This window comes from Pelagihabitans pacificus, assembly GCF_009371985.2.
Classification (GTDB): Bacteria; Bacteroidota; Bacteroidia; order Flavobacteriales; family Flavobacteriaceae; genus Pelagihabitans; species Pelagihabitans pacificus.
In genome coordinates, this window is sequence record NZ_VIKU02000001.1 from 300,895 (window position 1) to 325,687 (window position 24,793).

Here is a 24,793-nt window from a genome sequence, read left to right on the forward strand (position 1 = left end):
AACCCGTACCATGCGTACGAGTCTTTGTTGTGAAAGTAGGGTTTCCTATGCATCAATGTTCGCATATACGGCATTCTTCTCGATAAACTCACGTCGTGGGGGTACTTCATCGCCCATCAACATCGAAAAAATACGATCGGCCTCGGTAGCGTTTTCAATGGAAACCTGTCGAAGTGTCCGGAATTCAGGATTCATCGTGGTATCCCACAGTTGCTCCGCGTTCATCTCCCCAAGACCTTTGTAACGCTGAATACTCACGTTGCCGTTATAACTATCGGCAATGGCATCACGTTCCTTTTCGTCCCAGGCGTACTGTTTTTTGGTGCCCTTTTTCACCAAATACAGCGGTGGGGTAGCAATATAAACATGTCCTCCTTCGATAAGCTCTCTCATGTAGCGGTAGAAGAAGGTCAAGATCAATGTTTCGATATGGCTCCCATCAACATCGGCATCACACATGATGACCACCTTGTGGTATCTCAACTTTTCGAGATTAAGTGCCTTGCTATCCTCCTCGGTACCTATGGTCACCCCGAGAGCCGTATAGATGTTCTTGATTTCCTCGTTTTCGAAAACCCGGTGCGGCATGGCTTTCTCCACGTTTAGGATTTTTCCCCGCAACGGAAGGATGGCTTGGAAGTTCCGGTCACGACCTTGTTTGGCCGTACCACCTGCGGAATCTCCCTCGACCAGAAACACCTCACAAAGTGTGGGATCCTGTTCGGAACAATCGGAAAGCTTTCCAGGGAGGCCACCTATACTCATAACAGTTTTTCGCTGGACCATTTCGCGGGCCTTGGTCGCTGCATGTCGAGCCTGTGCTGCCAAAATCACTTTTTGTACGATAGTCTTGGCATCGTCCGGATGTTCTTCCAAATAGTCGGTCAACATTTCGGAAACCGCTTGGGAAACCGCGGAGGACACCTCCCTATTCCCTAATTTGGTCTTGGTCTGTCCTTCGAACTGTGGTTCTGCCACTTTAACCGAGACGATAGCTGTGAGACCTTCCCTGAAATCATCCCCTTGTACCTCAAACTTCAATTTATCCAACATGCCCGATGAATCGGCATACTTCTTTAAGGTAGTGGTCAATCCCCTTCTGAAACCAGACAAGTGGGTTCCCCCTTCATGGGTATTGATATTGTTGACATAGGAATGCAGGTTTTCCGTATAGGACGTATTGTAGACCATAGCAACCTCCACCGGTATGCCGTTCTTTTCACCTTCAATCGAAATAATGTTCTGAATGAGCTGTTCCCGGTTTCCATCCAAAAACGTGACGAATTCCTTTAAACCTTCATCCGAATAAAAAGTTTCGCCTACATAGCCCGTTTCACTTTCCGGATCTTTTTGGCGTTTGTCCATGATGCTAATGGTCACCCCTTTGTTCAAAAAGGATAGCTCACGCATTCTGTTGGAAAGCGTTTCGTAGCTATATTCTATGGTTTGTTCAAAAATTTGGTCGTCCGGGTGAAAAGTGACCATGGTGCCTCTTTCTGTAGTCTCACCTACACTCTTGACCGGATATAGGGCTTTTCCCCTTTCATACTCCTGTTCCCAAATTTTGCCATCTCGATATACCGTTGCCTTAAGGCTGTCTGAAAGTGCGTTTACTACGGAAACCCCGACACCGTGAAGACCTCCGGATACTTTATAGGAATCCTTGTCAAACTTTCCCCCTGCCCCAATTTTGGTCATTACGACCTCCAAAGCGGAAATCCCCTCCTTCTTGTGCATATCTACGGGAATACCACGACCATTATCCTTCGTAGTAATCGAATTATCTTCATTGATGACGACACTGATCGTATCACAATGGCCTCCCATCGCCTCATCGATGGAGTTGTCGACCACCTCATACACCAAGTGATGCAGCCCCCTTGGACCCACATCCCCGATATACATGGAAGGTCGCATGCGCACATGCTCCATTCCCTCCAGTGCCTGAATACTATCGGCCGAATACTTCTTCTTTTTACCTGCTTCTTCGCTCATATTTAAGGTTGTTTATCAAAGGCTTTCCCAACAAAAAAAGAAAAGCGTTTAACTTCAAATTTTGCAACCCTACAAATATACGCAAAACCCTATGAAATATAGTGTTTAGGTCATTTATTCGACTTGAAGTTATCAACAGGAAAATGTGGAAAAAACCGGCCGTAAAACATTGGAAAAACGAAAATTACATTTGAAAAACAGGCAGCTTTCGAGCAATCATTTTCAGCAGTGAAAAACAGACTTGTTCAAGACCAAAAGACCCTGACGGTAACATCAGGGTCAATTGACTAATTAAAATAAAAACTGAATGAAACAGAATTTGTCTTCAGGTATTTTTATTCGTTTTCAATATCAAACTTTTAAAACCGACAATTCATATCATAGCACTACTTTTCGTACGCATCCTCATGCACTTGTGCGACCGCCCTTCCGGAGGGATCGTTCATGTTTTTGAATGCCGCATCCCACTCCAAGGCGATTTTGGTACTACAAGCTACCGAGGGTTCCTGCGGTACGCACAGGGCGGCCGCATCACTTGGAAAATGCGATTCGAATATCGAACGGTAATAGAACTCCTCCTTATTGGTGGGGGTTTGCAAAGGAAATCTAAAACGTGCGTTTGCCAATTGTTCGTCACTGACTTCCCTCTCAACCACTTCCTTCAAGGTATCGATCCAGCTGTAGCCTACACCGTCCGAAAACTGTTCTTTCTGTCGCCAGGCAACGCTTTCGGGCAACATATCCTCAAAAGCCTTACGCACTACCCACTTTTCCATTCGTTCGCCGTTGATCATTTTGTCTTTGGGGTTGATACGCATGGCGACATCCATAAACTCCTTGTCCAAAAAGGGCACACGGCCCTCAATGCCCCATGCGGCCAAGGATTTGTTCGCCCGAAGGCAATCGTACATATGCAACTTATCCAACTTACGGACGGTCTCTTCGTGAAAGTCTTTCGGGCTTGGAGCTTTGTGAAAGTACAGATAGCCTCCAAAAAGTTCGTCGGCCCCTTCGCCGGAGAGCACCATTTTGATACCCATCGATTTGATGACCCGTGCCATCAGGTACATTGGCGTGGACGCGCGAATAGTTGTAATATCGTAGGTCTCCAAGTTATAGATGACATCCTTGATCGCATCCAGACCTTCCTGAATGGTAAATTTTATTTCGTGATGCACCGTTCCGATATGGTCGGCCACTTTCCGTGCCGCAGCCAAATCGGGTGACCCCTCCAAGCCTACCGAGAACGAATGTAACTGGGGCCACCAAGCATCGGCGACATCGTCGGATTCGATCCGTTTCTGGGCATACTTTTTTGCAATGGCCGAGGTAACGGAGGAATCCAACCCTCCCGACAGCAATACCCCATAAGGAACATCACTCATCAGCTGGCGATGGACCGCTGCCTCCAAAGCTTCCTTGACGGCTCTAATACTGGTCTCGTTTTCCTTTACCGCTTCATACTCCATCCAATCCCGTGTATACCAACGTTTCAACTCGCCTTCCTTACTGTGGAGGTAATGGCCTGGAGGAAATAACTCAATTTTGGAACAAGTACCCTCCAAAGCCTTTAATTCGGAGGCTACATAAAAGGTTCCGTTCTGATCCCATCCGATATATAAGGGGATAATTCCCATATGATCACGGGCGATGAAGTATTCATCTTTTTCGGCATCATAAATCGCAAAACCAAAGATACCGTTGATCTCGTCGATGAAGTCAACGCCTTTTTTTTGATACAGTGCCAAAATGACCTCACAATCCGATTGCGTTTGAAACTGATAGGTTCCCTCGAACTGCTTCCGCAATTCCCTATGGTTATAAATTTCACCGTTCGCCGCCAATATTAATTTTCCATCTGGACTGAATAAGGGTTGCTTGCCTGAAGCGGGATCTACAATTGCTAAACGCTCATGGGCCAAAATGGCCTTGTCATCCGCGTAAATACCGCTCCAGTCCGGTCCGCGATGGCGCACTTTTTTTGACATTTCCAATAATTGAGGCCTCAACGTTTCCGTACTTTGCTTCACATCAAAGGCACATACAATTCCACACATAACAACTTTTTTACAATCAATTTGAATACAAAGATGAATTTATTGTTTTAATTATAAAACAGATATAGTTAATTTGGTTATTATTTGTTACACAAACATTTCTTTGGGTTATGGATAGTTGTCGATTCCTTTGTTATCGATTAAAATTCGGTTATTCTGTAAGTTGGCCGAATTTTAACGACTTTTTAAAGGATTGTAAAAATTCAGTTAACTAGCTTTGAAACACTAAAACAAACACTATGATGAAAAAAGTATTTACTCTTGCCCTCATGGCAGTCGCCATGGTATTCGTAACAGAAACCAGTGCACAGGAATTCAGCGGATTGGATAAAAGTCCCATGGATGCCGCTTCCTACCCATCCGATTACAAAGTATCGGACAAAGCGGTGCGTATCATTTACAGCCGTCCACAGCTTAAGGGACGCTCCCTTGCCGAACTTGCCAAACCGGGCGAGGTATGGAGAACCGGTGCGAATGAAGCCCCCGAGATTACGTTCTACAAGGACGTGAATTTTGGTGGACAAGACGTGAAAGCCGGAACCTATGCCTTACTGACCATCCCAGGAGAAAAAGAGTGGACAGTGATTTTGCACGACAATCTCAACCAATGGGGCTCTTATTTCTACAAAGAAGGCGGCGATGTAGCACGGGTAAGTGCCGCGGCGTCTAGCGACGAAAAGTCATTGGAAGCCTTTTCCATTGCCTTCAAAGAGGTCGAAGGTGGTGTTCATATGGTCATGGGATGGGACACGACGCGCGTTGCCGTGCCGATCATGATGTAAAAGAAAAACGAACGGATTTGCAAACCCAAGGTTTTTCGACCTTGGGTTTTTTATTCGCCATAAATCACCAAGGGTAAGGGTTACTCCGCGACCTCGCCCCCAATAAAGGTCTGCTCGGCCTGTATGTTCGGAATCTCGCTTAAAGGAACTGTCATCAGGTCGGCGCTGTAGATGGTAAAGTCTGCGAATTTACCTACCTCGATGCTTCCCTTTTCATTTTCCTCAAAGTTTGAATGGGCCGCCCAAATGGTCATACCTTTTAACGCCTCTTGCCTAGAGAGCGCATCCTGGATTTGAAAACCAGCCTCGGGATAACCCTCTGTATCCTTTCGGGCCACTGCCGCGTAAAAGGTTAGAAACGGACTCACCCGCTCAACGGGAAAATCGGTTCCCAACGCTACCATTCCTGCTTTGTCCAACAGTTTTTTGTACGCGTACGCACCCTTCATTCTATCCGGTCCTACCCTATCCTCGGCCCAGTACATATCGCTAGTGGCATGCGTAGGTTGGATGGACGGGATGATGCCCTCGCCGAAATAATCGAAGTCAAGGGAATCTACCAGCTGGGCATGTTCTACCTTCCATCTTCTATCGGGACGATCTTTCAACACTTTTTGATAGGACCTCAACACAACGGCATTGGCAGAGTCCCCAATCGCATGGGTATTCATTTGGTATTCCGAAATGGCGATGCGTTCCGCGAGCTTTTCGATTTCCTCCACAGGCGTTACCATGGCACCATAATGGCCCCATTTATCCGTATAGGGTTTTTTCAATACGGCACCTCTCGACCCCAAGGCTCCATCGCCGTACACTTTTACCGACCTTACATTTAGCCGGTCTGTCTTCATGGGGCCTTTGTAGATAAAGTGGTCTACATCGTCGGGGATGTTGCTGACCATCGCATATACTCGAATCGAGAGTTCGCCTATCTGCTGCAAGCTGTCTATTAGTTCAATAGTAGCCCGGTCAAGTCCGGCATCGTTTACCGTCGTTAACCCATAATTGAAACAGATGCGCTCTGCATCTTTTAATGCCTGTACCTTTGTTTGAAGGTTTGGAGGTGGCATAATGGAATCGATCAAACGCATGGGATTGTCTACCAAGACCCCGGTAATGCCAAAGGGGCCTCTAACGATTTCACCGCCATCTACCCTGGTGTTCCATTTGATTCCTGCCCTGTCCAGAGCGGCTTGATTGACCAAATACGCATGACCATCGACACGTTCCAAGACCACCGGGATATCGGGATATCGTTCGTCGAGTTCTTTTTTCGTTGGAAATTCCTTGATTTCCCAATCGTTCTGGTCCCACCCCCTACCTTGAATGAACTCTTTTGGGTTCTCCTCTTGAAACCGTTGTACCCTTTCCAATACTTCCCCATAACTTTTGGTCCCCGTAAGATCGACCAGCTGTTGATTAAGACCGAGTCCGTAAAAATGACAATGGGCATCAATAAGTCCTGGAGTAATGGTTCGACCGTCGGCATCGAATAGCCGGTCTGAAGTGTATACGTCCCTTATTTCCTCCGTAGACCCGACAGCGATAAATTTCCCTTTATTGATCGCAAAGGCCTGTGCTTTTGAAAATCCCTCATCTACCGTATAGATATTGGCATTGAAGACCACCAAATCTACTTTCTCCTTAAAATATTCGCAGCTGGATAGCACACAGGCGAGAACCAGTATCCATACTTTTTTCATCCTCATTCGTATTAAGAGTCGCTAAAAATAAATAAAAGACATGAATCCCAAGGGCAAAACCTGAATGCATCGTCATGATTAGGCTTCATCCCTAAAATTTAAGGGAAAGCATGTATCTTATAAGGGGAAAGGTTGGATTTACACGCATCTGCAGGGGGCGATCCGAGATATTCTTGTTAAACACCGAATGAGGACAACCCATTATCCGGCAGATAATGTTTTTTCACCGCTGATTTGAAAGACTCCTTCCGCCGAGGTACTGGTTCCGGTCAGTTTGCTTCCATTCGCGGTCAACACAACAGCTACTTTCTGACCTTCTACCATTACATCGAACGTCATGGTATTTTTCTTTACGGAAATATTCTCTGCCATTAAAGTTCCCCCGCCAACCTGAATTTGCGCTTTGTACCCTTTGCCTTCCTTAACGATTAAAAGAAACCCTTTTTCATAACCGGCTGGGGCTCCCTGCACGGTATAGGCCCAACCTCCGACCAAATCATCCTTGGCAAAAACGGTATCGATGGCATCCATACCATTATCGCATGTTTCGGATGCGTTGGCCTTGGTAGGAAAAATTACTAAAAACAAGGTAACAAGAACAAAGGCGGAAATACTTTTCATGGTTTGATATTTTATTGCTAAGCTACTGGGGTAAATGTAACAAAATAATTTATGCTATCATAACAATGACCGTGCCAGGCCTACTTTTGAGACGCAATCCATCCCTCAATTTTTTCCTCCAATAATATGAGTGGAAGGCTCCCGGAGTTCAGGACCTGATTATGAAACTCCTTTACCTCAAAGGAATCTCCCAAAGAGGCAGTTGCCTTGTCGCGTAGTTCCCGTATCTTAAGTTGTCCTATTTTATAAGAGAGTGCCTGCCCCGGCGTAGCCATGTACCTTTCAATTTCCGCGATAATACCCTCCTCGGACTCTGCCTCATGATCCAAAGAGTATTGAATGGCCTCTTCCCTGGTCCATCCCTTGGCATGTATTCCAGTATCCACCACCAATCGTATGGCACGGTGCATCTCCATACTAAGCATCCCGAAGTACTGATAAGGATCTTCATAAAGTCCCAATTCCTTACCCAAAGATTCCGCGTAGAGCGCCCACCCTTCTACAAAGACCCCCATGCTTTCCGGATGCAAGAATTCGGGCAAGGACTCATTTTCCTGTTGCAGCGATAACTGGTAATGGTGACCGGGAATAGCTTCATGCAAAAAAAGCGCCTCATCGGCGAACTTATTGTAATTCCGTACATCGGGAATGGGTACATAGAAAATTCCTGAACGTGTGGCATCCTTTGAACCCGGTACATACTCGGCGCTGGCGGAGGCTTCCCGAAAAGCTTCCGTACGGCGTACTTCAAAACCGGCCTTCGGTTTCAGGTCGAATACCTGCCCCAATTTTTTATCGATGCGTTCCCGGATGCTATTGAAATTGGCAATGACCTGATCGGGTTGTGTAAAGGGCATCTGTTCCCCGTGATTGCGAACATGGTCGAAAAAGGCCTTCAGGTCCCCTTGAAAACCAATGGCATTCTTGGCTTTTTCCATCTCCTCCGAAATACGGGCGACCTCGCTTTTTCCCAGTTCATGGATTTCATCGGCGGTCATGTTGGTGGTAGTATGCAACCGTATCAGATACTGGTAGGTCTCCGGTCCATGGGGTAGCGCACCAATCCCCGATGTTTCCCTGCATGCGGGTACGTAGCTGTTGGTTAAAAAATCGTTCAACCTCGTATAGGCGGGAATCAACTTCTCGGTAATCGCACTGGTGTACGCTTTATCGAGCCGTTCGCGTTCGGTGGTGATAAAGGTATCGGGCATATTCAGGATGGGCGTGTAAAAGAGGTGCCTTTTCACCGGTGCCTCGATGAACCCGGTTAATTGGGGAATCATTTTTTTGGTAAGGCTTTTTGGAAGTACCACACCTTGCTTGATACCCTCCTTCATTTTTACGACGCAAGCATCCAAGAATATCACGTAATCGTCGATCCGCTCGAGCCAATTGTCATAATCCTTTACCGTCCCAAAAGGTTGCACGCTGGTACCCCCGGCCAACTGCGCCACATAAAGGTGTAGGGATTGAATCTGAATAAGGGGCATTAGCTCAAAACTGGGGAGGTCGTAAATAGGTGACGCCATGGTCACCAGTTTGTTGGTCAATCCTTCCTTTTTGATGGCACAATCCCACTGCATTACACGAAGGCTCATCCATTGGGCTGGCGTTAGTTCGGTGGAGTCGTAGGCAGAGAGCTGCTCCAGGAAGCGACCATAGTTTTCAACCAGATGTTTCTGATACCGGTCGGAAATATAGTTCGCTATCGTATCGTTGTATCCGGAATATCCCGCTTTGGTCGCCTCGATGGGATTGATGCTTTTTTTGAATTGGTAAAACTCGGCAAAAATGCTGTCAATGGGTTTGTTTGAAACTGCATCGGATTTTCTGTCTTCGGTTTTGCAGGAGGCAAGCATCGCAACGGATAGACTTGCCATAAAAAGTTTTTTGATCATGGGTACGAGTAGGATTGGAAGAGGTAACTTTACGACAGTATCAGGACTTCCTGGAACGTCTTTTAGGCTTCGGTTTTTCCTTTATTTTTACGTAGATGAGCTTCTTACGCCCCTTTGAATCTTCCCGGCGTTCCACCTCAAAGTTAGGTATGGAACTGATCAACGGGGTTAATTTTTGAAATCCGTAATTCCTTGAGTCAAAATTTGGTTGTTTCTTCTGTAGCAAACTGCCCACATCACCCAAGAAGGCCCAGCCGTCGTCATCGGCCAAGTCGTTGATGGTGTTCGAAATCCATCGGACTTCCTTTGCGGTAATCTTATCGACACTGCTTTTAACGGCCGATTGGGTCTTCGTACCCGAAGTATCCTCATCCTCCGATTGATTTTTTAGGATTTCGATATAGATGAATTTGTCGCAAGCCACGATAAACGGATTCGGGGTTTTTCGCTCCCCGATTCCAAATACCTGCATCCCTGCCTCCCGTAATCGTGTTGCCAATCGGGTAAAATCGCTATCACTGCTTACGATACAGAACCCGTTTACCTTTCCAGAATAAAGAATATCCATGGCATCGATAATCATCGCGGAGTCGGTAGCATTCTTCCCTTGGGTATAGCCGTATTGTTGGATCGGGGTAATCGCATTTTCCAGAAGAATGTTTTTCCATTTGCCCAAACGAGGATTCGTCCAATCACCATAAATACGTTTAATGGTGGGGTTACCATATTTGGCGATTTCCTCCATCATTTCCTTTACATAGGCCGAGGGAATGTTATCACCATCGATGAGTACTGCTAGGTTGAGTTCCATTTTTTAAATAGTTGGTTAATCTTGGCTTCTTTTTTTTACTGCCGATAATGATACGAAGTTACGGGGTTTTTAGCTTCGATGGAAGGGTCAGCCGGATTAATCGGGGTACCGGCAATAGTGTTTATCTTTTTGTATTTATGGATAACTCCACATAATAACAGTGTGGAACGTTCTTTCGTTCATCGGTCTTTCCCATGGTACTGGCTTCTTCTAAGAGTAGGTCACCTTCCTTGGAAGCAATCTTAAAATAAACCCCTGGACCCGGGAGGGCGGTCAATGGTGTTTCTACATTGATCAAGGGGGTTAGGAAGGTTTTCTTAAAATCCGAACTGGTATAATCAATACGAAAAAACCCGGAACTGTCGGTCACTGCGGTACCCAGAAGGTCGTCCGTAATCCAATCAACATCATAGGCAGTAACTCTCAAACCCTCGACCGTTGGAATATTCCCAGTCGATTTCACATGGCCAAAGATCATCCAGGCATCGAACTGGGCCCTTAGGACACCCCAAAATTCATAGGGGAAGCGGTAGTTAAAACTGAAGTGATGATGCTCGGATTGTTTTCGCCAAAAGGGTTGCAACGTTTTCACCAAACACTGTACCCTCTTATCCTGTTTCCCTTTTTGATACGGCACCTCGGTAATCACTACATCGATGCTGACCGGGCCACGGTTGTAGGTATCGGCCAACTTTACTTTATAGTAGCCATTGGCATCGGTGGTACCTTCCCCGACAAGCAATTCCCTTTTGAAGGCTACCTCATTCCCATCCAACACTTGGATGTCACCTTTCACCCCTTTAGGTGGTCTTAGGTTATCCTTTCCTTTTTGCGTACGATAGATTTTGACCGATACGTTGCTCAGGAACTCAAAGGAACTGCGTGGCAGCGAGCCACTGAGGTTGCCCGAAATTAGATATCCCATAGTCATCAATTGTACTTACAAGTTAGTTCAATTTTTTTTGACTATTGGAAGAAAATAGAATGGCATCTATAGTGAATTCCTTCAAAATGTACGGCGAAACAAGACTGGTTTGTCATTGCAATTTCAAAGCCGCCTCCTTGCCCGAGGTTCTGCTAATGACAAACTCGACCCGTCGGTTTTGCTGGCGGCCTTCCTCCGTGTCGTTTTCGCTGATAGGTTTTGCACCGCCATAGCCCCGCCAATCGATGCGCTCCTTGGAGATACCCAATTTTTGTAGATATGTGGCGACTGCGGCGGCCCTGTCCCTCGAAAGCCGCTGGTTATAGATTTCCGTTCCTACATCGTCGGTATGCCCATTGATCACAATATGAAGGTTGGCATTGGAATGTAAAAGTGCATAGATCTTTTGGAGTTCCATTTTCGAAGACTCCAATAAGTTCGATTTGTCGAACTCAAAAAGCACATTCTTAAAAATATAGTTGCGATCTAATTCGATATCCTTGGTTTCCTTACCATCCGCAATTGCGATAAGCTCGGTCGGCTCGTCTTGCTTTTTGGCCGTGGTTACCGAGACCATATCCAAATAATAGTAGGCTCCCTGATTGGATTTTTTCTTGGTCTTGAACAATCGGGTGCGTGCATTGGTCTTGAAATTCCCCAACATCATAAAACGTTCATTGCCTTTTGCCGTAAACTGGGTACTGACCAAAATCCAATCCTTGGTGTCGGCGTAAAAGTTTGTGTAGCCGATTTCCATATAATTGTACCGATGTCCCGGTAATTGATAGCGGCGCTTTTTGGAGAGGTCTTTTTGTGTGTTGATCTTGAGTTCGAAATTTGAAAACAGTACCCCAAATTCCTTAATGGCCGAGTCGGACTTTTCGGCGAGACTCACGTAAAAGGAGACCTGGTATTTTTGCCCCTTTTTAAGTGGCTCTGTCAACTCTGCCTGAAGGTACTCGCGATAGTCATCAGGGGCGTATACATAAAGACCGACATAGCCATCCCCAAAGTCGGCAGGTTGTCGCCCCTTAAAATTGTCGGGCGTCCCCATAGCGGTACTGCAGGCATTGAAATAGTCAGTGGTTCCGATAGTCGGACAGGACCAAGAGATTACATTGGCATCGAAAAGGCCCAGACGCTCAGGACACTCGGTGTGGTCCTCAAAGCTGGGGTTTTTTACCAGATTTTGGGCATTTACGACCGCGAAGATACCCAAGCAAAAGAGTAGTGGAAATCGTTTTTCACCTGTAAGAGCCATCACAATAGGACTTTCATAAGCTCTAAAGTAGGAATTTATGGATTAGCGGTACCACTTCCTCGACCAAAGTAACTATTTCGGGTTGTCTTACCCAGCATGTTAAAAAGCCGTATCGGAGATTTTGATATTGTCCATAAGGAGAACGGTCGCCTCATCGATAGCGGAAATACCCACCTCCAGAATATTCTGGAGTCCATTGGCAGTCTGCAGATTGATACCAGTTGCCGCTATTACCAATTCACCGTTCTGCCACAACTCCAATATACCATTTTCTGAATTACTTAATTTGAGGTGTACCTTCACTGTAAACCATTCGCCCGAGGGAACCATGATTCCGGAAGTAGTTTCGTATTGTAGTTTGGCTCCAAACTTATTATTGAAAGCCAATTTGCCATTGGTAATAATGACCCTTGGCCCTGGCGAACCTTCGAAATAGGAACTCTCGAAATCCACAAGACTATAGGGCATCCCAGTTTCAATAAAATAATCGCCCTCGAACCATATATGCGATCCTTTGGCAAAATAACCTAAAATGGAAGTCATACTGGCCTTGGAGGTTACCATATCGACCGTTGGGCTTACAGCTTCAAATCGCGCTACCCGATTCCCCGGGTCGATTGGATCCGAAGTGATATCAATCCTGTTGTCCAGAAAATCACAAGATCCCGACAAAATACATTGGCTCAACCGTACGTAGTCGGAAACTTCTTTTGCCATGGGACCCTGTAAGGTAAAATTGGTCCAAAAGAGACGTTCATCATCCAAATCGGAAACAAAAAGATCGATAAAATTCGGTTCTGCCTCAAAGTCTTCCTCAAAATTATTTTTGACAGGCACTAGACCTTCATCGGCTTTCAAGAAAGCTCCCGAGCCACTAATTTCATAGTTTTTGGATAAAAAGTCGTCATCAAAATATTGAAGTGCAAATTCACAGGTACCATTCCGCTCCAAATAAGCCTCCCCATTTTCATAAATAAACAAGGTGTTCCCTTCCGTATCGGTAAAAGATTCCAATAGTGTCTCTTGACTACAGCCCCCTGATGATTGCGGTTCTATCGTATTTTCAACCGGTTCATCCGTACCACAACCCAAAAAAAGTGAAAAAACCAAAAAAGCAGCAAGAATACGAAGATACATCGTTCCCAAATAAAGACTAAGATTTTCTATATGATAACGTTACAATTAAACAATTATTTGAATTAAGCTACCATACGTTTTTCCAAATTGCGTAGTCCTTTTTTAAGGGTTTTTGGAAACATCACTTTTTTCATGAGCCATTGTTTTAGGAAATTACCCTTGGGTTTCATGTATTGTATCCAGGTGACCTTCGTACGTTCGTTTCCCTGAGCCTGTAGGGTAACGTAGGCAACATGGTCCGAAATCAGGGTATTATCGGCGATTTTATATCCATATGCTTCATTCTCTTCCCAGAGGATAATCCGCTCGTGAAGGGTTTCGGCTCCAAATTGACATACCCTTTTGCATCCGAGCCCCTCGGTTCCTTCCTCATTTTGAATTACTTCAACGGAGCTGATGCCGGGCATCCAATCGACCATCCCTCGGTGGTTCACAATTTCGGGCCATAGCTGTTCGGGCGTTCTGTCGAAAACGTGGGATACCCTAAAGGTTTCGGGCTGCAGGGTGAAACCCTTCGCGTGCTGCGCTATGCTTTTCATTTGGCATATTGTTTTTTGATTGCTTTGAAATTCTCCTTGGTCACCCTTTCGCCGGTCTTGGCGTGGTGTTCAATGGCAATGAAGTAATCCTCTATAAGTTTTTTGAAACCGCCTTTCGCTATACCGCCCATGATAGCCGGTTTGGTACGGTACTGCATATCGAAGGATATTCGGCTCTTGTTATCGGCCATTGCATCTACCTTATAAACGGCCTTGGTATAATCGGGGTCGACCGGAAATTTACCAGCCTGATAGACCTTATTGACAAAACGCATGTTTTCCGGGTCATAGTCTACCATTTTCTCCTTTAGGAACTTGGTCCCCTTTTCATTAAAATTACAGACGCGTTCCGCACCTTCCCCTCCCATGAGACTTCCGTTTACATATTCAGAAGAAATAATCTTGGGATGGGAATAGGCTATGGCACCGTAATCCTCGGCAATGATTTGCCAAACCTGTTCGGCAGGGACATCGATTACCTTGCTCACTTTGAAGGCCTGTACTTTTTTCTGTTCTTGGGCGTGTGCCGCCATGGTAATTACAAATACCAATAGCGCACCCAAACGACTTGAATTTTTCATCTTTGTATGTTTAAAGGTTATACGCTACAAAGATTCGAACTTCGCTATGCTTTCACTTGTTCGTTTCGGTCATAGATCTGGTCATTAGGTCCGTTCGGTATGAGGTGGGTGATAGCTGGAAGTTCCGTTGAAATGACTTGGAAAAATGTGCCAAATCGGAAAAGCCGCAGTCATAGGCGATATCCGAAATCCGCATCCGGGTACCTTTAAGCAATTTGCTTGCTTTTTCGAGTTTTCTTTTTTTGATGTATTTCGCGGGGGGACTTTTATAGTGTTTTTTAAATTCCCGCTTGAACGAGGAAAGGCTAAGATTTGCCAATTGTGCAAGTTCTTCCAAATTCAAATTGTTGTACACATTTTTTTCAATAACCTCTTTGAATCCTATTTCGTCCGAGGAAAACAAACTGGCCAAGACCGTACGCACGGTCTCGGCATTATCGGTCCGTGCCAAAAGCAAAATTAGTTCCTTTAATTTGAGTTTCAATAATTCGTCACTGACCAGGTGTGGATTATCAAAATAAAACTCCAGGTTTTCAATATAGTTCCGCAACAGCTCGGTCGCCGGATACCGTTCCATCCGCAAGGGCCGTACCTTATCTACCTCCAACAGAAAATCGGGGAATTCCTTGTCATAAATCATTTTTAAGACCTCGGGGTGTAGATGCACGGCAAGTGCTTCTCCATAGGTCGACTCGCCGGAACTGAGCATCTCAAAAAGATAATTACCGCACTGCAACACCACCCCTTCCTTTATCTTCATCTTTACTTTTGATGAAGGTGCGAATAGGTTGCAACTGCCTTCCTTTAAATAAAAAAAGCAGGCTTCGTTGGGCATATGGTAGAAGCCCCGAAATGGCGGCTCTATAATCGCCTTTTCAAAAATCTTCTTTCCAAAAAGGTCAAATTGTTGATAGTGTTTGATCATTTCATAAAATGTTCAAAACACTAATTTAGAGGATTTTCGAGGGAGTCATTGGTCAAAAAAGGTCAAATGCTTAGCCATTGTAGCCCTTTGTTCCTTAAGAAGATTGTATCGTTCACAGCGAATACCCGTACCATTCAACTTTTTTTCTTACAGACAGGGGGAGCTGTCGATAATATCTAAAAATCAAACTTATAGGTGGCCCCTGCCAATACCTGTAGACCCTGGACCGGAAAGTTGGCCCAGCGCTGGTAATTGTTGTTGGCCAGATTGGCCCCTTTCAGAAATACCGATAATTGATTGCTCAACCGGTGGCCTACGTGCACATTGGCATCAAAAAAGCTATCCAACGTCAGGATAGTAGCCGGAAACTCGGAAAATATGCCGCTTGGAGTCGCTACCGTGGCTACATCCTCCCGCTCCCCAACATAAAAAAGGTTTGCTCCCATGAACCACTTCTCCCCGATTTGGTAATCCATGAACAAAGAGGCGGTTACCTCTGGGAGGTTCCACGCGGGATTGTCGCTTTCGGTGTTGTAGTTAAAGTATTCGGCGTTGACCCCCATGGTAAAGTTACGGTTCACATCAACGTTCAACTCACCAAAGACACCCAGGGTTCCAATGTCGTCGTAAAACACCGTAAAGGAGTTCCCAAAATAATAGCCTTTCTCGTCGGTGCGTGCCGTGTTCTGGGGATTCAACAAAAACAACGGCCTTCTATTTTCCGCGATATAAGAACCTTTGACATTGTAACTCAAATTCGGCAAAAGTTGCCCTCTAAGTCCCAAATAGGCATCGTACTGTTGGTCGGTAGGCACAATGTTCAAATTGGGTACGAGGCCGAATGTGGGCGATACAAAAGGGTTCTCCTCTACAAAACCATAATAGGAGTTCTGCCGCAACGCTCCTTCGATTCCACCGTAGACGATGGCAAATTCGTCCAACAGTCGATAAGAAGCGGTGACTGCCGGATAGATGTAAAAGTTGCTGTCGCTTTGCTCCGCATCGAAGCCATAGACAATGTTAACACCAAGATTCAATGAGAGGTCATCCCGTAACATAGTAAGGCTTGGATTTACTCCTACCTGTAGGTTGCTATAATTACTACCCATATCATTCGTCGGCAAATTCAAGGGAGCGTTTTCAAAACTGCCGTTTACATAGTCGACTTTTAGGGCAATGCCAAAAGTTTCCTCCGATACCGGAAATTCAAAGGCAGGCTGAAAAACGATTCTGTTCTCCCCCGATTTCACGGCATCCCAAAAACGACGGTACCGCAATCGGGCACTTTTAAAATACGAGTCTTCCACGTTGATATGCCCGCCGGCCTCTGCCATAAAATAGTTTTGACGTTCATCGATCCCTCCAAAGGTGGTCGGATCAAAAGTGTCGGGCGGCAGTCCGTACCAGTTATATAGTTGATGCTGTGCCCCTATATCAAAGCCCCAATCGAAATCACGATCTCTTTTTTTATAGGAGCCCTCAAATTCAGTATCGCTATACACATTGTCCAAAATAACTCCCGCGATATCGCCCCGGGAAGAATTATGACTGAGACCTACCGTATAACCCGACTCACGATCAATGGTCCTACTCGTGTAGAATTTGGCCATCAGATTTGCGGGGTTACCGCCCCCAGCGGAGGCATAGGAATTGAATAGTTCGGGCGGTGGCACTTTCTTGACCCTTGAGGCTTTTCCTTTGGCAGGGGTAAAGGTCGAGGCAACAGGCACTGAAAATATGCTGTATTCAATTTTCTTTTTCTGTAAGACGATGGAATCGTTCAGATTGGGCATCGACTTGATTTTAAAGGCATCCGAAATAGTAGGCGAATAAGCCTTCGTTACGGTCACCGTCTCCGTACCCAAGTCTCTTTCTTCTTCTTGGGCGTTGCCTATCGAAACCACACCCAACAAGAAAATCATTACAAATGAAATGTGCTTTTGCATACCGTGTTCTATTAGTTAGTTCCCCGGATCGACCGATGAATTGCTTTTTGCTTCCTTTGCTTTAATAATGACCAGTTCGCCTTTCGCCTCCGAAACGATTTCCGGATATTGGCTAAAATTCCCTATTACGCTTTCCAAAATATAGGACGCCTGATAGGCATCGCCCAATGCATAAAAGTTTTTTGCCATGATTATGAGTCCCTTACCGCCCCATTCCTTGTACGCAGCGTAATCTTTCGCCAACTTCTGCACAGCGTTATTCGAGTTTTCGTATTCGCCCGATTGGTTCATGAAATATGCATTGTAATATAGGGCTTCGGCAGCCGTTTCACCCGTTGCAATCTTAAGGACCTCTTCATAGGCCGATTCCGCCTTGGCCACATCGCCGGTGGCAATGGCCGAACGGGCAATCATGATTTGTGCATCGCTTTTTATGCGATTGTCGATACTTGAAGTCGACAACACTTTTTCGGCATAGGCCAGGGTCTGGTCATAGTTTTTTTGCTGGTAATAGCCCTTCATCAAGTTTGACTGGGCAAAGGTTCGGTTCTGTTGAATATCGGCCGTGGCTTCCAAACGCTCCAGATACGGTAGGGCGTTCCCATAATCGTTGTTTCCTATATAGATTTCACACACTCGGGTCAATGCCTGTTCACCATATTCACTCCCCCCCTTATCGGCTACGAATTTATAATGGGGAAGCGCTTTTTCTTTCTGACCTTTGGCGAAATACAATTGCGCCAAGTTGAAATTGGCCTTGATGGAATGCAATCCGTTTGGGAACTGCTGAATATATTTTTCATATCCCCTGATGGCCGCCTCTTTTTTACCTTCCAGATTTTGTTTGTCGGCCGATTCGAAGGTGGCATTGTCCAACTCGGAATCGGTAACTTCCACAAAATCAAGATCTTTCACCCAAGCGGCATATTCATCGACCCTTCCCATATCCACGTAGATCAACTTGGCGGTCGCTACGGCCTGCACCGCTTCCTGTGTATTGGGAAAATCGCGCACAACACTTTTAAATCTACCTAGGGCCCGTTCGTTTCGACTGGCGTTATAGTGCACCAGTCCTTGTCGCATCATTGCCTGAGGCACCAATGAGCTGCCTCTGTACTCATCGATCAAGCGATCGTAGGTCTGGAGGCCCTGCTGCTCGCGTCCGGTAGAGACATAGGTGTTGCCCAGTTCGAACAATGCATCATCTTTTAAAGTCGACTTTGGATAGGCCGACACAAAACGGTCGAGCTCTTCAATTTTTGTATCCCTTTTATCCACAAAACCATAACTCATCGCCTTCTGATAAGCGGCATAATCTTTTTGGGGACCTGATAAGGCCAGGGCATTGTTATAGGTTTCAATGGCGGGCCAATACTTTCTGGTCACAAAGTAACTATCCCCCAAGCGGAGGTATCCGTCATATAGTTTTTGGGTATCGTTACTGCCGGAGTCGGTAAAATCGGTGAAGTTTGAAATGGCCTTCGGATAATCACGTAATTTGAAATAAGTGTAGGCCAAATTATAGTTCAATTCCTTGTACTCTTCGGTCGACGAGGCCATTGGGTTTTGCCGAAAAGCCAAGAAGTTTGCCAATGCCTCATCAAAACGATTGAGCAGATAATCCGACTCTGCCTTCCAATAACTGGCCCTTGCCTTAAAGAGCATATCCTCCGCACTATCGAGCGATTTTTGCAAAGCCTCCGAGGCTCCGGCATGATCGCCGTCTAGAAATAATTCAATCCCACGGTAATAGGCGACTTTTTGGTAGGTGGCCTTACTGGCAAAACCCCTGTTCTTTTCCAATAGTTCCATTGCCCCGGCAAAATTTTTGGAGGTGATATACGAATCTACCAACAACTCCTGCATCTCCTGGGTATGGGAATCATTCGGGTATTTTTCCAGATAATCGGAAATTACCTGGGGTACGGGCTCATAAGCATTCCCTATCTCGTAGCTGAGGCGGGCATAGTTCAGATAGGCGTCTTTTTGTATTTCCGGGGAGAAATCCATTTGCGAGGCGTTTCGAAAAGCATTGAGTGCCTCCTGTTTCTTATCCAACTTCAAATAGCATTCCGCCAAATGGTAATACGCGTTTTGCGATACGCTATTGGTGCCTCCGATAATTTTATTGAATTGCTGAATGGCATTGGCAAAATCGCCTTGTTTGTAGTAGCTATATCCCAACAAATAATAATCGGTATTGCTCCATTTGCCCCTTTTTCCCCTGTATTGTTCCAAATAGGGAATCGCATTGGCGTATTGGTTTAGATTAAAATAACTTTCGCCGATGATTTTATTGAGTTCCGATTTTTCGGTCCGGTCCGATTTTGGGATTTGCTGCTTGGCCAAGGCAATGGCCTCCTCGAACTTGCCCAGCTTAAAATTCATATCGGCCTGATAATAACTAAGCTTTTCTTCCAACAACTCCGGGTCATTGATCTCGTCAAAACGTTGGTTCGCCTCTTCATAGTCATCTTGTTGGTAAGAAATGTAACCCATATAATATTTTGCCTGGGATCCATAAACGGGGGAATCGCTCACCTTGTCCAAATAACGTTCCGCTTCCTTTTGCTTCCCGGAAGAAAACAGGGAGTACCCGTAATTAAAGTTGAACTTATCCATTTCCTTACGGGAGAGCGCATTTTGGTCGACCTTGTTGTACCATTTCAGCGCGTACGGATATTTTCCCGTTTCAAAATAGTATTCCGCCACGTCGGCAAAGGCCGAGTTTCGCTTCGTGGAGGTGGGGTATTTCTCTACAAAATCCTCCATCAACCGGTCCGCTCCCAACTGGTTTAAACGCACTGCGGCATTGGCTTCGTAGTAAGCACTATTCGCTTTGGTTTCTAAATTATCGGTACTGTTCTTTACCTTGGCGAAGATGGTCTGTGCAGCTTGATACTGCTCATTATTATAAAGTGCCAGGGCATCTTGATAGTCTTTATCGTCGTGGGTATAGACTTTGGTTTCCTGTGAAAAACCAACAAATACCATTCCCAAGAACAAGGGAAGAAAAGCGGTTGTTTTTTTAAACATAGCGTTCTAACTATTTACTAGAGTATATAACGTCAAATATGGTGCCTAAGTATATTTTGGGTTTTTCAAAGGAAAAGATTTTCTGGTAAGGGCAATCTCTTATCCCACGGAACTTATTACTTTTATATCAACAAAAAAGGGGATGAACCAACAAGAGGATGTGTTGCAAATGGCCAACGAAATTGAGGAACAAATCCTTGCCGACTACACCTTGAAAAAAAGGGAAAAGGTAAAAAGTCTTTTGTCGGAGCTTACCTTGGAACATGTAATGGCCCGATCCGAATGGAATCTTTTAAACGCCAGGAAGGCCATTTTGACCCTTGCCGATGGCCAACTGAATGAAATACCGAAATTGGTGAAAGCCGCTAAAATCGATTTCAGGGATGTTATCTATTGGGTGTGGCAAAAAAACAATCCCGAAAAAAAGTAAACTTTCATGTCGGAAACTATTTTACAGCTACAGGACGCCTCGATTTTTCAAAAAGAGAGCCTGGTATTACAGGATGTGACGCTGGAAATCAAATCCGGGGAATTTGTATATCTTATCGGTAAGACCGGAAGCGGCAAAAGCAGCTTTATGAAAACCCTTTATGGGGATATCCCATTGAAAAAAGGGGAAGGTAGCATCGTAGACTTCGATCTGAAGAAGCTTCGGGAAAAAGACATTCCCTTTTTGCGTAGAAAGCTGGGGATCGTTTTCCAGGATTTCAAATTACTCCCTGACCGCAACATCAATAACAACCTCAAATTCGTTCTGAAGGCAACCGGTTGGAAAGATACGGTAAAGATGAATACCCAAATTGAGAGCGTGCTCGAAAAGGTAGGAATGAAGACCAAGGGTTTTAAGTTCCCCCACGAACTTTCCGGAGGGGAACAACAGCGCATCGCCATCGCTCGATCTCTTTTAAACGACCCGGAATTGATTATCGCCGATGAACCTACCGGAAACCTTGATCCCCAGACCAGTGTCGAGGTCATGAAGGTATTACAGGATATCAATAAAACGGGCAGAACCATCTTAATGGCGACCCATGACTATGCGCTCATATTAAAATTTCCTTCCAAAACCTTGAAATGTGATGGGGGAAAGGTCTTTGAAGTGGTACAACGGGCGGTCTGACCTAGTTTTACTTATCCGCTCGGATATGGCGCTAAAACTCCAGGCCGTCTGCTTGATCCAAACGTGCAATAATACCCCAACCAAAGAAATAATTCGTCACTCCGATGAGCAATTCATTCTCGCCTTCCTGCAAGGGTAGCTTAAACGAAGTGTTTTCGATGGTACATCTACCGCGCGGTTCTTTCATTCCTGGGGATCCGTAGTAGTTTTGATCGGTATGCAATGGTTGTCCGTTAATGAAGACCCACACCTCATCGCTAAAGCCCATATCAATACGCCGTTCCTGTTCCTTTTGGGACGTGATTTTCGTTTTGATCCATGCCAACCTTCTTTCCCCTTGTTTGGTTTCCCCATACAATCGGGTAAGGTTTACAAGAGCCCGACGTTCTGCTTTCAAAGGCCTCCATACGGCCGTACTATCGAACAACATGGTGTCGATTGCGACTCCCGGGTTTCTGGGAATACCTACAAGCAGGTCTCTCCCGAAGGGAAATACCATCGGTTCGGTGACCAGCCAATTGCGGAAATAGCGAGAGTCGTTGTAAGTGGCATCGTACCCTGGTTCCGGTGTCAAATCTTCGGTCGCGTCGGGTCGTATCTTAAAATTGGCATAAATCACGTTCCCTGTTAATTCGATACCGCCCGAGCTATTTTCCCCTTCCAGGGCGGGAACATGCAAAGCGGCTTCTTGCATGTCGTTTACGTAGACTTTCATCTGCCTCCCATGTACTACCAGTTTTATATGGTTCCATCTTTTTTCATAAATCGTTGCCGCTGCCTGATAGTCATCCGTCATATCCCACATGTTCACTCGGTCTAGAACCGAGGCGTACTGCAACGTGGTTCTCTTGGATGGGTCTGGAGTACCGAAATAGCGAATGTAAAATATCTCGGAGTTCAACGAATCCTTTGAAGATCTAAAAACGATTCCGGGAAAACCCATCCCCATTAGCTCCACATCGTATTCGATAATTCCGTCAGTGAATTCAAAATCCTTCAGGGCTATACCAAACCCTTGCTCATTGTTACTGCGTACCGCCGGTACCGACCGATGGGTAACAAACGCTGCATTATCGGTCGTAGGCGACCAATGTTCGGCGGTCATGGGAACTTTGATTTCCCTTCCATTACCTTTACCTTTTCTTTGCCCGCTCGCCATACTACAGAGTAGCAGCATGCCGATGCCAATAAATACTTTTTTAACCATGATGTTCGCTTTTTGTTCCATTTGCATTTTAAAATTAACTTTGATGAACGCTAAAATTAATCCCCTAATGCCGGTCGGCCGCTTGTTCGTCTTGTTCAATCCTGTTTAATTCTGTTCAAGGCCGATCGCCCGAAATGCCCTTGTTACATTTATGGACAAATCGACCTTACATATGAAAAACCGTTTGGTAGCGGCAATTGAGGAAAAACTCGACTGGGGAAGCGGTGACACATGGACGAACAGGGACTTTGAAGCGCTTAGCGAACAAATTTTTAATACTACCCATAAACGCCTTAGTGTTACCACTTTAAAACGAATATGGGGCAGGGCCGAATGGGTCGCCAATCCTAGTATCGCCACCTTGGATATTCTTTCGGAATTTTTGGGACACGACAATTGGAGGAGCTTTGTTAAGAGTCGGGAGAATAAAAGAACGGCAAAAAAACCGCTACAGTCCCTGCTAACATCGTACGGTACATATCTTGTTTTGGGCATCCTATGTTTAGGACTGTTGTTTGGTTTTATCTGGCGCAGTGCCTCGGATCCCGTAAATATGAAAACACCATACAAACCTCGGGAATTCTACTTCAACAGCCGACCGGTTGCCGATGGAATCCCAAATTCGGTGGTTTTTGAATACAATGCATCCGTTGCTGAAAAAGGCGCTAAAATCGAGATTCAACAAAGTTGGGATTCCAGAAAAAGGATCCAGGTAAATCAAAAAGATAGTATTGCGACCTGCATCTATTACCGTCCCGGTTTCTTCAAGGCAAAATTGGTCGTTGATGGCACCATCGTAAATGAACATGATGTTTTTATTCCTACTAGCGACTGGCTGGCGGTTATCGAAAGGGATACGCTTCCAATTTACCTTCAAAGGGAAGCGTATATCAAAAACGATCGACTGGCGATTTCTCCCCGTACGTTGGAGACTTATTCCATCAATCCAAGTATTTCACGAACCGTCGTAGGTTTTTATCAGGTCAGGGACTTCGGAGAACTTTACACGAACGAATTCGAACTTTCCGTGACGCTTCAAAACGATTACTACAAAGGCATCAATGTGTGTCAAGGGGCCCAGATAACCCTGTTATATGATGGGGGCGCAATGATTTTCCCCCTGTCCGATAAGGGATGTACCTCCGAACTGTCGTTGATGGCATTCGACCAAAGTGTAGACGGCAAGAAAACCGACCTCTCCGGGTTTGGCGTTGATTTTAAGAAGGCAGCTACCCTCGAATGCATCGCTGAAAATGGGCAACTCGATATTCTTGTGAACAATCGACTTGCGTATACCTTTAAAGTACCCGGGCAGGCAAAGAAAATAGTAGGAATCAAGATTCATTTCGAGGGTACTGGTTCGGTGTATCACCTAAGATTAGGGAACAAGGGCAACACACTGTATGAAACTAAATTTGGGCAGCAATGATGATTATTAAGAAACAAGTCTATCAAGCCGATAGGAAAGTCAACCCCTTCATAGGGATTTTGCTCTTTTTAATATCTATTGTCCTGTTGGTGGTAACCGGACCCATAGGATTTGTATATGGGCTGTTTCATTCGCTATCTACAAAAGGGCTAAGAGGTCTGGGTGAATACCTCCTCAAGATCGCGATCTCGATCGATCAATTGGGTAATGTGATGATGATGTATCTATTGAATCTGCTCTGGATAAAAAAAGAGGGGTATCTTTTCGGAAACCGCGACGAGACCATTTCGAGTGCCTTGGGCCGTAACAAACAGCTAGATACCTTAACCGGTTTCGGAAAATTTATCGATAAGGTACTCGACATCATCGATCCCAACCATTCATTGAACTCGATCGATTACTACATAGAGCCCTCCGATCAGATTATCGACAAATTGGCGTGGATACATTTGGAGCACGGAAAAATACTTAGTACCCGGAGTAAAGGCAAAGTCAACTATTACATCCCCGGGGGTAAAAGAGAGGTCGGAGAAACCGATGGCCAGGCGCTCTATAGGGAAATCAAGGAAGAATTGAGTGTTGACCTCCAACTACCCACCTTGAAATTTATGGGAATTTTTGAGGCACAGGCCGATGGGCATCAACCGGGAATTTTTGTACGGATGACCTGTTATTTCGGTAACTATGCAGGTAAACTGAAGCCCGATGCGGAAATTGAGGAAATGGTATGGCTTCGCTACGCCGACAGGGACAAGGTTTCCAAAGTGGATGAACTTATTTTTGACTATCTGCACAACAAAGGGCTACTACTATAACAACC

At 45.3% G+C, this 24,793-nt stretch carries 20 protein-coding genes; 5 read left to right on the plus strand and 15 right to left on the minus strand.

The features are described from left to right. Nucleotides 1-45: 45 nt before the first annotated feature. Both gyrB and asnB read right to left on the minus strand, forming a co-directional pair. Nucleotides 46-1,995, minus strand: coding sequence for a DNA topoisomerase (ATP-hydrolyzing) subunit B (gyrB, locus tag FK220_RS01415; RefSeq protein WP_152572498.1), 1,950 nt, complete (start codon nucleotides 1,993-1,995; stop codon nucleotides 46-48). 386 nt (nucleotides 1,996-2,381) lie between these two features. Next, a complete protein-coding gene (gene asnB, locus FK220_RS01420) occupies nucleotides 2,382-4,052 on the minus strand; it encodes an asparagine synthase B (RefSeq protein WP_152572499.1) in 1,671 nt (556 codons plus the stop codon). 242 nt (nucleotides 4,053-4,294) lie between these two features. On the opposite strand from asnB, the gene FK220_RS01425 reads away from it, so the two are divergent. Beyond that, on the plus strand, nucleotides 4,295-4,834 hold the full coding sequence (locus tag FK220_RS01425; protein WP_152573620.1) for a DUF2911 domain-containing protein: 540 nt from the start codon (nucleotides 4,295-4,297) through the stop codon (nucleotides 4,832-4,834). Between the two features lie 80 nt (nucleotides 4,835-4,914). On the opposite strand, the gene FK220_RS01430 is transcribed toward FK220_RS01425, so the two are convergent. The 12 genes from FK220_RS01430 to FK220_RS01485 all read right to left on the minus strand — a co-directional run bounded on the left by FK220_RS01430 (nucleotide 4,915) and on the right by FK220_RS01485 (nucleotide 20,217). Continuing rightward, nucleotides 4,915-6,537: an amidohydrolase gene (locus FK220_RS01430; protein ID WP_152572500.1), complete on the minus strand. Its 1,623-nt coding sequence runs from the start codon at nucleotides 6,535-6,537 to the stop codon at nucleotides 4,915-4,917. Between the two features lie 201 nt (nucleotides 6,538-6,738). After that, on the minus strand, nucleotides 6,739-7,158 hold the full coding sequence (locus tag FK220_RS01435; RefSeq protein WP_152572501.1) for a hypothetical protein: 420 nt from the start codon (nucleotides 7,156-7,158) through the stop codon (nucleotides 6,739-6,741). An 80-nt stretch (nucleotides 7,159-7,238) separates the two neighbouring features. After that, entirely contained in the window at nucleotides 7,239-9,038 is a 1,800-nt protein-coding gene (locus tag FK220_RS01440) for a DUF885 domain-containing protein (protein ID WP_238718863.1), read from the minus strand. Nucleotides 9,039-9,096: 58 nt separating this feature from the next. After that, nucleotides 9,097-9,867: an NYN domain-containing protein gene (locus FK220_RS01445; RefSeq protein WP_152572502.1), complete on the minus strand. Its 771-nt coding sequence runs from the start codon at nucleotides 9,865-9,867 to the stop codon at nucleotides 9,097-9,099. Nucleotides 9,868-9,988: 121 nt separating this feature from the next. Next, on the minus strand, nucleotides 9,989-10,792 hold the full coding sequence (locus FK220_RS01450; protein WP_152572503.1) for a transthyretin-like family protein: 804 nt from the start codon (nucleotides 10,790-10,792) through the stop codon (nucleotides 9,989-9,991). 112 nt (nucleotides 10,793-10,904) lie between these two features. Next, nucleotides 10,905-12,053: an OmpA family protein gene (locus FK220_RS01455; protein ID WP_152572504.1), complete on the minus strand. Its 1,149-nt coding sequence runs from the start codon at nucleotides 12,051-12,053 to the stop codon at nucleotides 10,905-10,907. Nucleotides 12,054-12,152: 99 nt separating this feature from the next. Next, nucleotides 12,153-13,190, minus strand: coding sequence for a heparin lyase I family protein (locus FK220_RS01460; RefSeq protein ID WP_152572505.1), 1,038 nt, complete (start codon nucleotides 13,188-13,190; stop codon nucleotides 12,153-12,155). A gap of 62 nt (nucleotides 13,191-13,252) precedes the next feature. Beyond that, nucleotides 13,253-13,729, minus strand: coding sequence for an SRPBCC family protein (locus tag FK220_RS01465; RefSeq protein ID WP_152572506.1), 477 nt, complete (start codon nucleotides 13,727-13,729; stop codon nucleotides 13,253-13,255). Further along, on the minus strand, nucleotides 13,726-14,310 hold the full coding sequence (locus FK220_RS01470) for an SRPBCC family protein (protein WP_152572507.1): 585 nt from the start codon (nucleotides 14,308-14,310) through the stop codon (nucleotides 13,726-13,728). Before FK220_RS01470 ends, FK220_RS01465 begins: the two co-directional genes overlap by 4 nt. Before the next feature lie 52 nt (nucleotides 14,311-14,362). Then, entirely contained in the window at nucleotides 14,363-15,235 is an 873-nt protein-coding gene (locus FK220_RS01475; protein WP_152572508.1) for a helix-turn-helix domain-containing protein, read from the minus strand. Nucleotides 15,236-15,411: 176 nt separating this feature from the next. Then, on the minus strand, nucleotides 15,412-17,181 hold the full coding sequence (locus FK220_RS01480) for a TonB-dependent receptor (RefSeq protein WP_152572509.1): 1,770 nt from the start codon (nucleotides 17,179-17,181) through the stop codon (nucleotides 15,412-15,414). A 15-nt stretch (nucleotides 17,182-17,196) separates the two neighbouring features. Next, the gene (locus FK220_RS01485; RefSeq protein ID WP_152572510.1) at nucleotides 17,197-20,217 is read right to left on the minus strand and encodes a tetratricopeptide repeat protein; all 3,021 of its coding nucleotides are present in this window, start codon (nucleotides 20,215-20,217) and stop codon (nucleotides 17,197-17,199) included. A gap of 142 nt (nucleotides 20,218-20,359) precedes the next feature. Between FK220_RS01485 and FK220_RS01490 the strand changes: the two genes are divergently transcribed. Continuing rightward, nucleotides 20,360-20,647, plus strand: a complete 288-nt coding sequence (locus tag FK220_RS01490) for a hypothetical protein (RefSeq protein ID WP_152572511.1) — start codon at nucleotides 20,360-20,362, stop codon at nucleotides 20,645-20,647. Between the two features lie 6 nt (nucleotides 20,648-20,653). Continuing rightward, nucleotides 20,654-21,337 (plus strand): cell division ATP-binding protein FtsE, encoded by a 684-nt coding sequence (locus tag FK220_RS01495; protein WP_152572512.1) that lies wholly within the window; start codon nucleotides 20,654-20,656, stop codon nucleotides 21,335-21,337. A 31-nt stretch (nucleotides 21,338-21,368) separates the two neighbouring features. Here the strand turns inward: FK220_RS01495 and FK220_RS01500 are convergent, their stop codons facing one another. Beyond that, nucleotides 21,369-22,544 (minus strand): family 16 glycoside hydrolase, encoded by a 1,176-nt coding sequence (locus tag FK220_RS01500; protein WP_152572513.1) that lies wholly within the window; start codon nucleotides 22,542-22,544, stop codon nucleotides 21,369-21,371. A gap of 172 nt (nucleotides 22,545-22,716) precedes the next feature. On the opposite strand from FK220_RS01500, the gene FK220_RS01505 reads away from it, so the two are divergent. Together FK220_RS01505 and FK220_RS20230 are read left to right on the plus strand one after the other, a co-directional pair. Then, nucleotides 22,717-23,973, plus strand: coding sequence for a hypothetical protein (locus FK220_RS01505; protein ID WP_152572514.1), 1,257 nt, complete (start codon nucleotides 22,717-22,719; stop codon nucleotides 23,971-23,973). After that, entirely contained in the window at nucleotides 23,970-24,788 is an 819-nt protein-coding gene (locus FK220_RS20230) for an NUDIX hydrolase (RefSeq protein WP_317168297.1), read from the plus strand. Before FK220_RS01505 ends, FK220_RS20230 begins: the two co-directional genes overlap by 4 nt. The last annotated feature ends 5 nt before the right edge of the window (nucleotides 24,789-24,793 follow it).

What these genes read in the sequence shown, in the direction of transcription:
- gyrB (WP_152572498.1), bottom strand. Translation starts at nt 1,995, where the DNA reads ATGAGCGAAGAAGCAGGTAAAAAGAAGAAGTATTCGGCCGATAGTATT.
- asnB (WP_152572499.1), bottom strand. Translation starts at nt 4,052, where the DNA reads ATGTGTGGAATTGTATGTGCCTTTGATGTGAAGCAAAGTACGGAAACG.
- FK220_RS01425 (WP_152573620.1), top strand. Translation starts at nt 4,295, where the DNA reads ATGAAAAAAGTATTTACTCTTGCCCTCATGGCAGTCGCCATGGTATTC.
- FK220_RS01430 (WP_152572500.1), bottom strand. Translation starts at nt 6,537, where the DNA reads ATGAAAAAAGTATGGATACTGGTTCTCGCCTGTGTGCTATCCAGCTGC.
- FK220_RS01435 (WP_152572501.1), bottom strand. Translation starts at nt 7,158, where the DNA reads ATGAAAAGTATTTCCGCCTTTGTTCTTGTTACCTTGTTTTTAGTAATT.
- FK220_RS01440 (WP_238718863.1), bottom strand. Translation starts at nt 9,038, where the DNA reads ATGGCAAGTCTATCCGTTGCGATGCTTGCCTCCTGCAAAACCGAAGAC.
- FK220_RS01445 (WP_152572502.1), bottom strand. Translation starts at nt 9,867, where the DNA reads ATGGAACTCAACCTAGCAGTACTCATCGATGGTGATAACATTCCCTCG.
- FK220_RS01450 (WP_152572503.1), bottom strand. Translation starts at nt 10,792, where the DNA reads ATGGGATATCTAATTTCGGGCAACCTCAGTGGCTCGCTGCCACGCAGT.
- FK220_RS01455 (WP_152572504.1), bottom strand. Translation starts at nt 12,053, where the DNA reads ATGGCTCTTACAGGTGAAAAACGATTTCCACTACTCTTTTGCTTGGGT.
- FK220_RS01460 (WP_152572505.1), bottom strand. Translation starts at nt 13,190, where the DNA reads ATGTATCTTCGTATTCTTGCTGCTTTTTTGGTTTTTTCACTTTTTTTG.
- FK220_RS01465 (WP_152572506.1), bottom strand. Translation starts at nt 13,729, where the DNA reads ATGAAAAGCATAGCGCAGCACGCGAAGGGTTTCACCCTGCAGCCCGAA.
- FK220_RS01470 (WP_152572507.1), bottom strand. Translation starts at nt 14,310, where the DNA reads ATGAAAAATTCAAGTCGTTTGGGTGCGCTATTGGTATTTGTAATTACC.
- FK220_RS01475 (WP_152572508.1), bottom strand. Translation starts at nt 15,235, where the DNA reads ATGATCAAACACTATCAACAATTTGACCTTTTTGGAAAGAAGATTTTT.
- FK220_RS01480 (WP_152572509.1), bottom strand. Translation starts at nt 17,181, where the DNA reads ATGCAAAAGCACATTTCATTTGTAATGATTTTCTTGTTGGGTGTGGTT.
- FK220_RS01485 (WP_152572510.1), bottom strand. Translation starts at nt 20,217, where the DNA reads ATGTTTAAAAAAACAACCGCTTTTCTTCCCTTGTTCTTGGGAATGGTA.
- FK220_RS01490 (WP_152572511.1), top strand. Translation starts at nt 20,360, where the DNA reads ATGAACCAACAAGAGGATGTGTTGCAAATGGCCAACGAAATTGAGGAA.
- FK220_RS01495 (WP_152572512.1), top strand. Translation starts at nt 20,654, where the DNA reads ATGTCGGAAACTATTTTACAGCTACAGGACGCCTCGATTTTTCAAAAA.
- FK220_RS01500 (WP_152572513.1), bottom strand. Translation starts at nt 22,544, where the DNA reads ATGGTTAAAAAAGTATTTATTGGCATCGGCATGCTGCTACTCTGTAGT.
- FK220_RS01505 (WP_152572514.1), top strand. Translation starts at nt 22,717, where the DNA reads ATGAAAAACCGTTTGGTAGCGGCAATTGAGGAAAAACTCGACTGGGGA.
- FK220_RS20230 (WP_317168297.1), top strand. Translation starts at nt 23,970, where the DNA reads ATGATGATTATTAAGAAACAAGTCTATCAAGCCGATAGGAAAGTCAAC.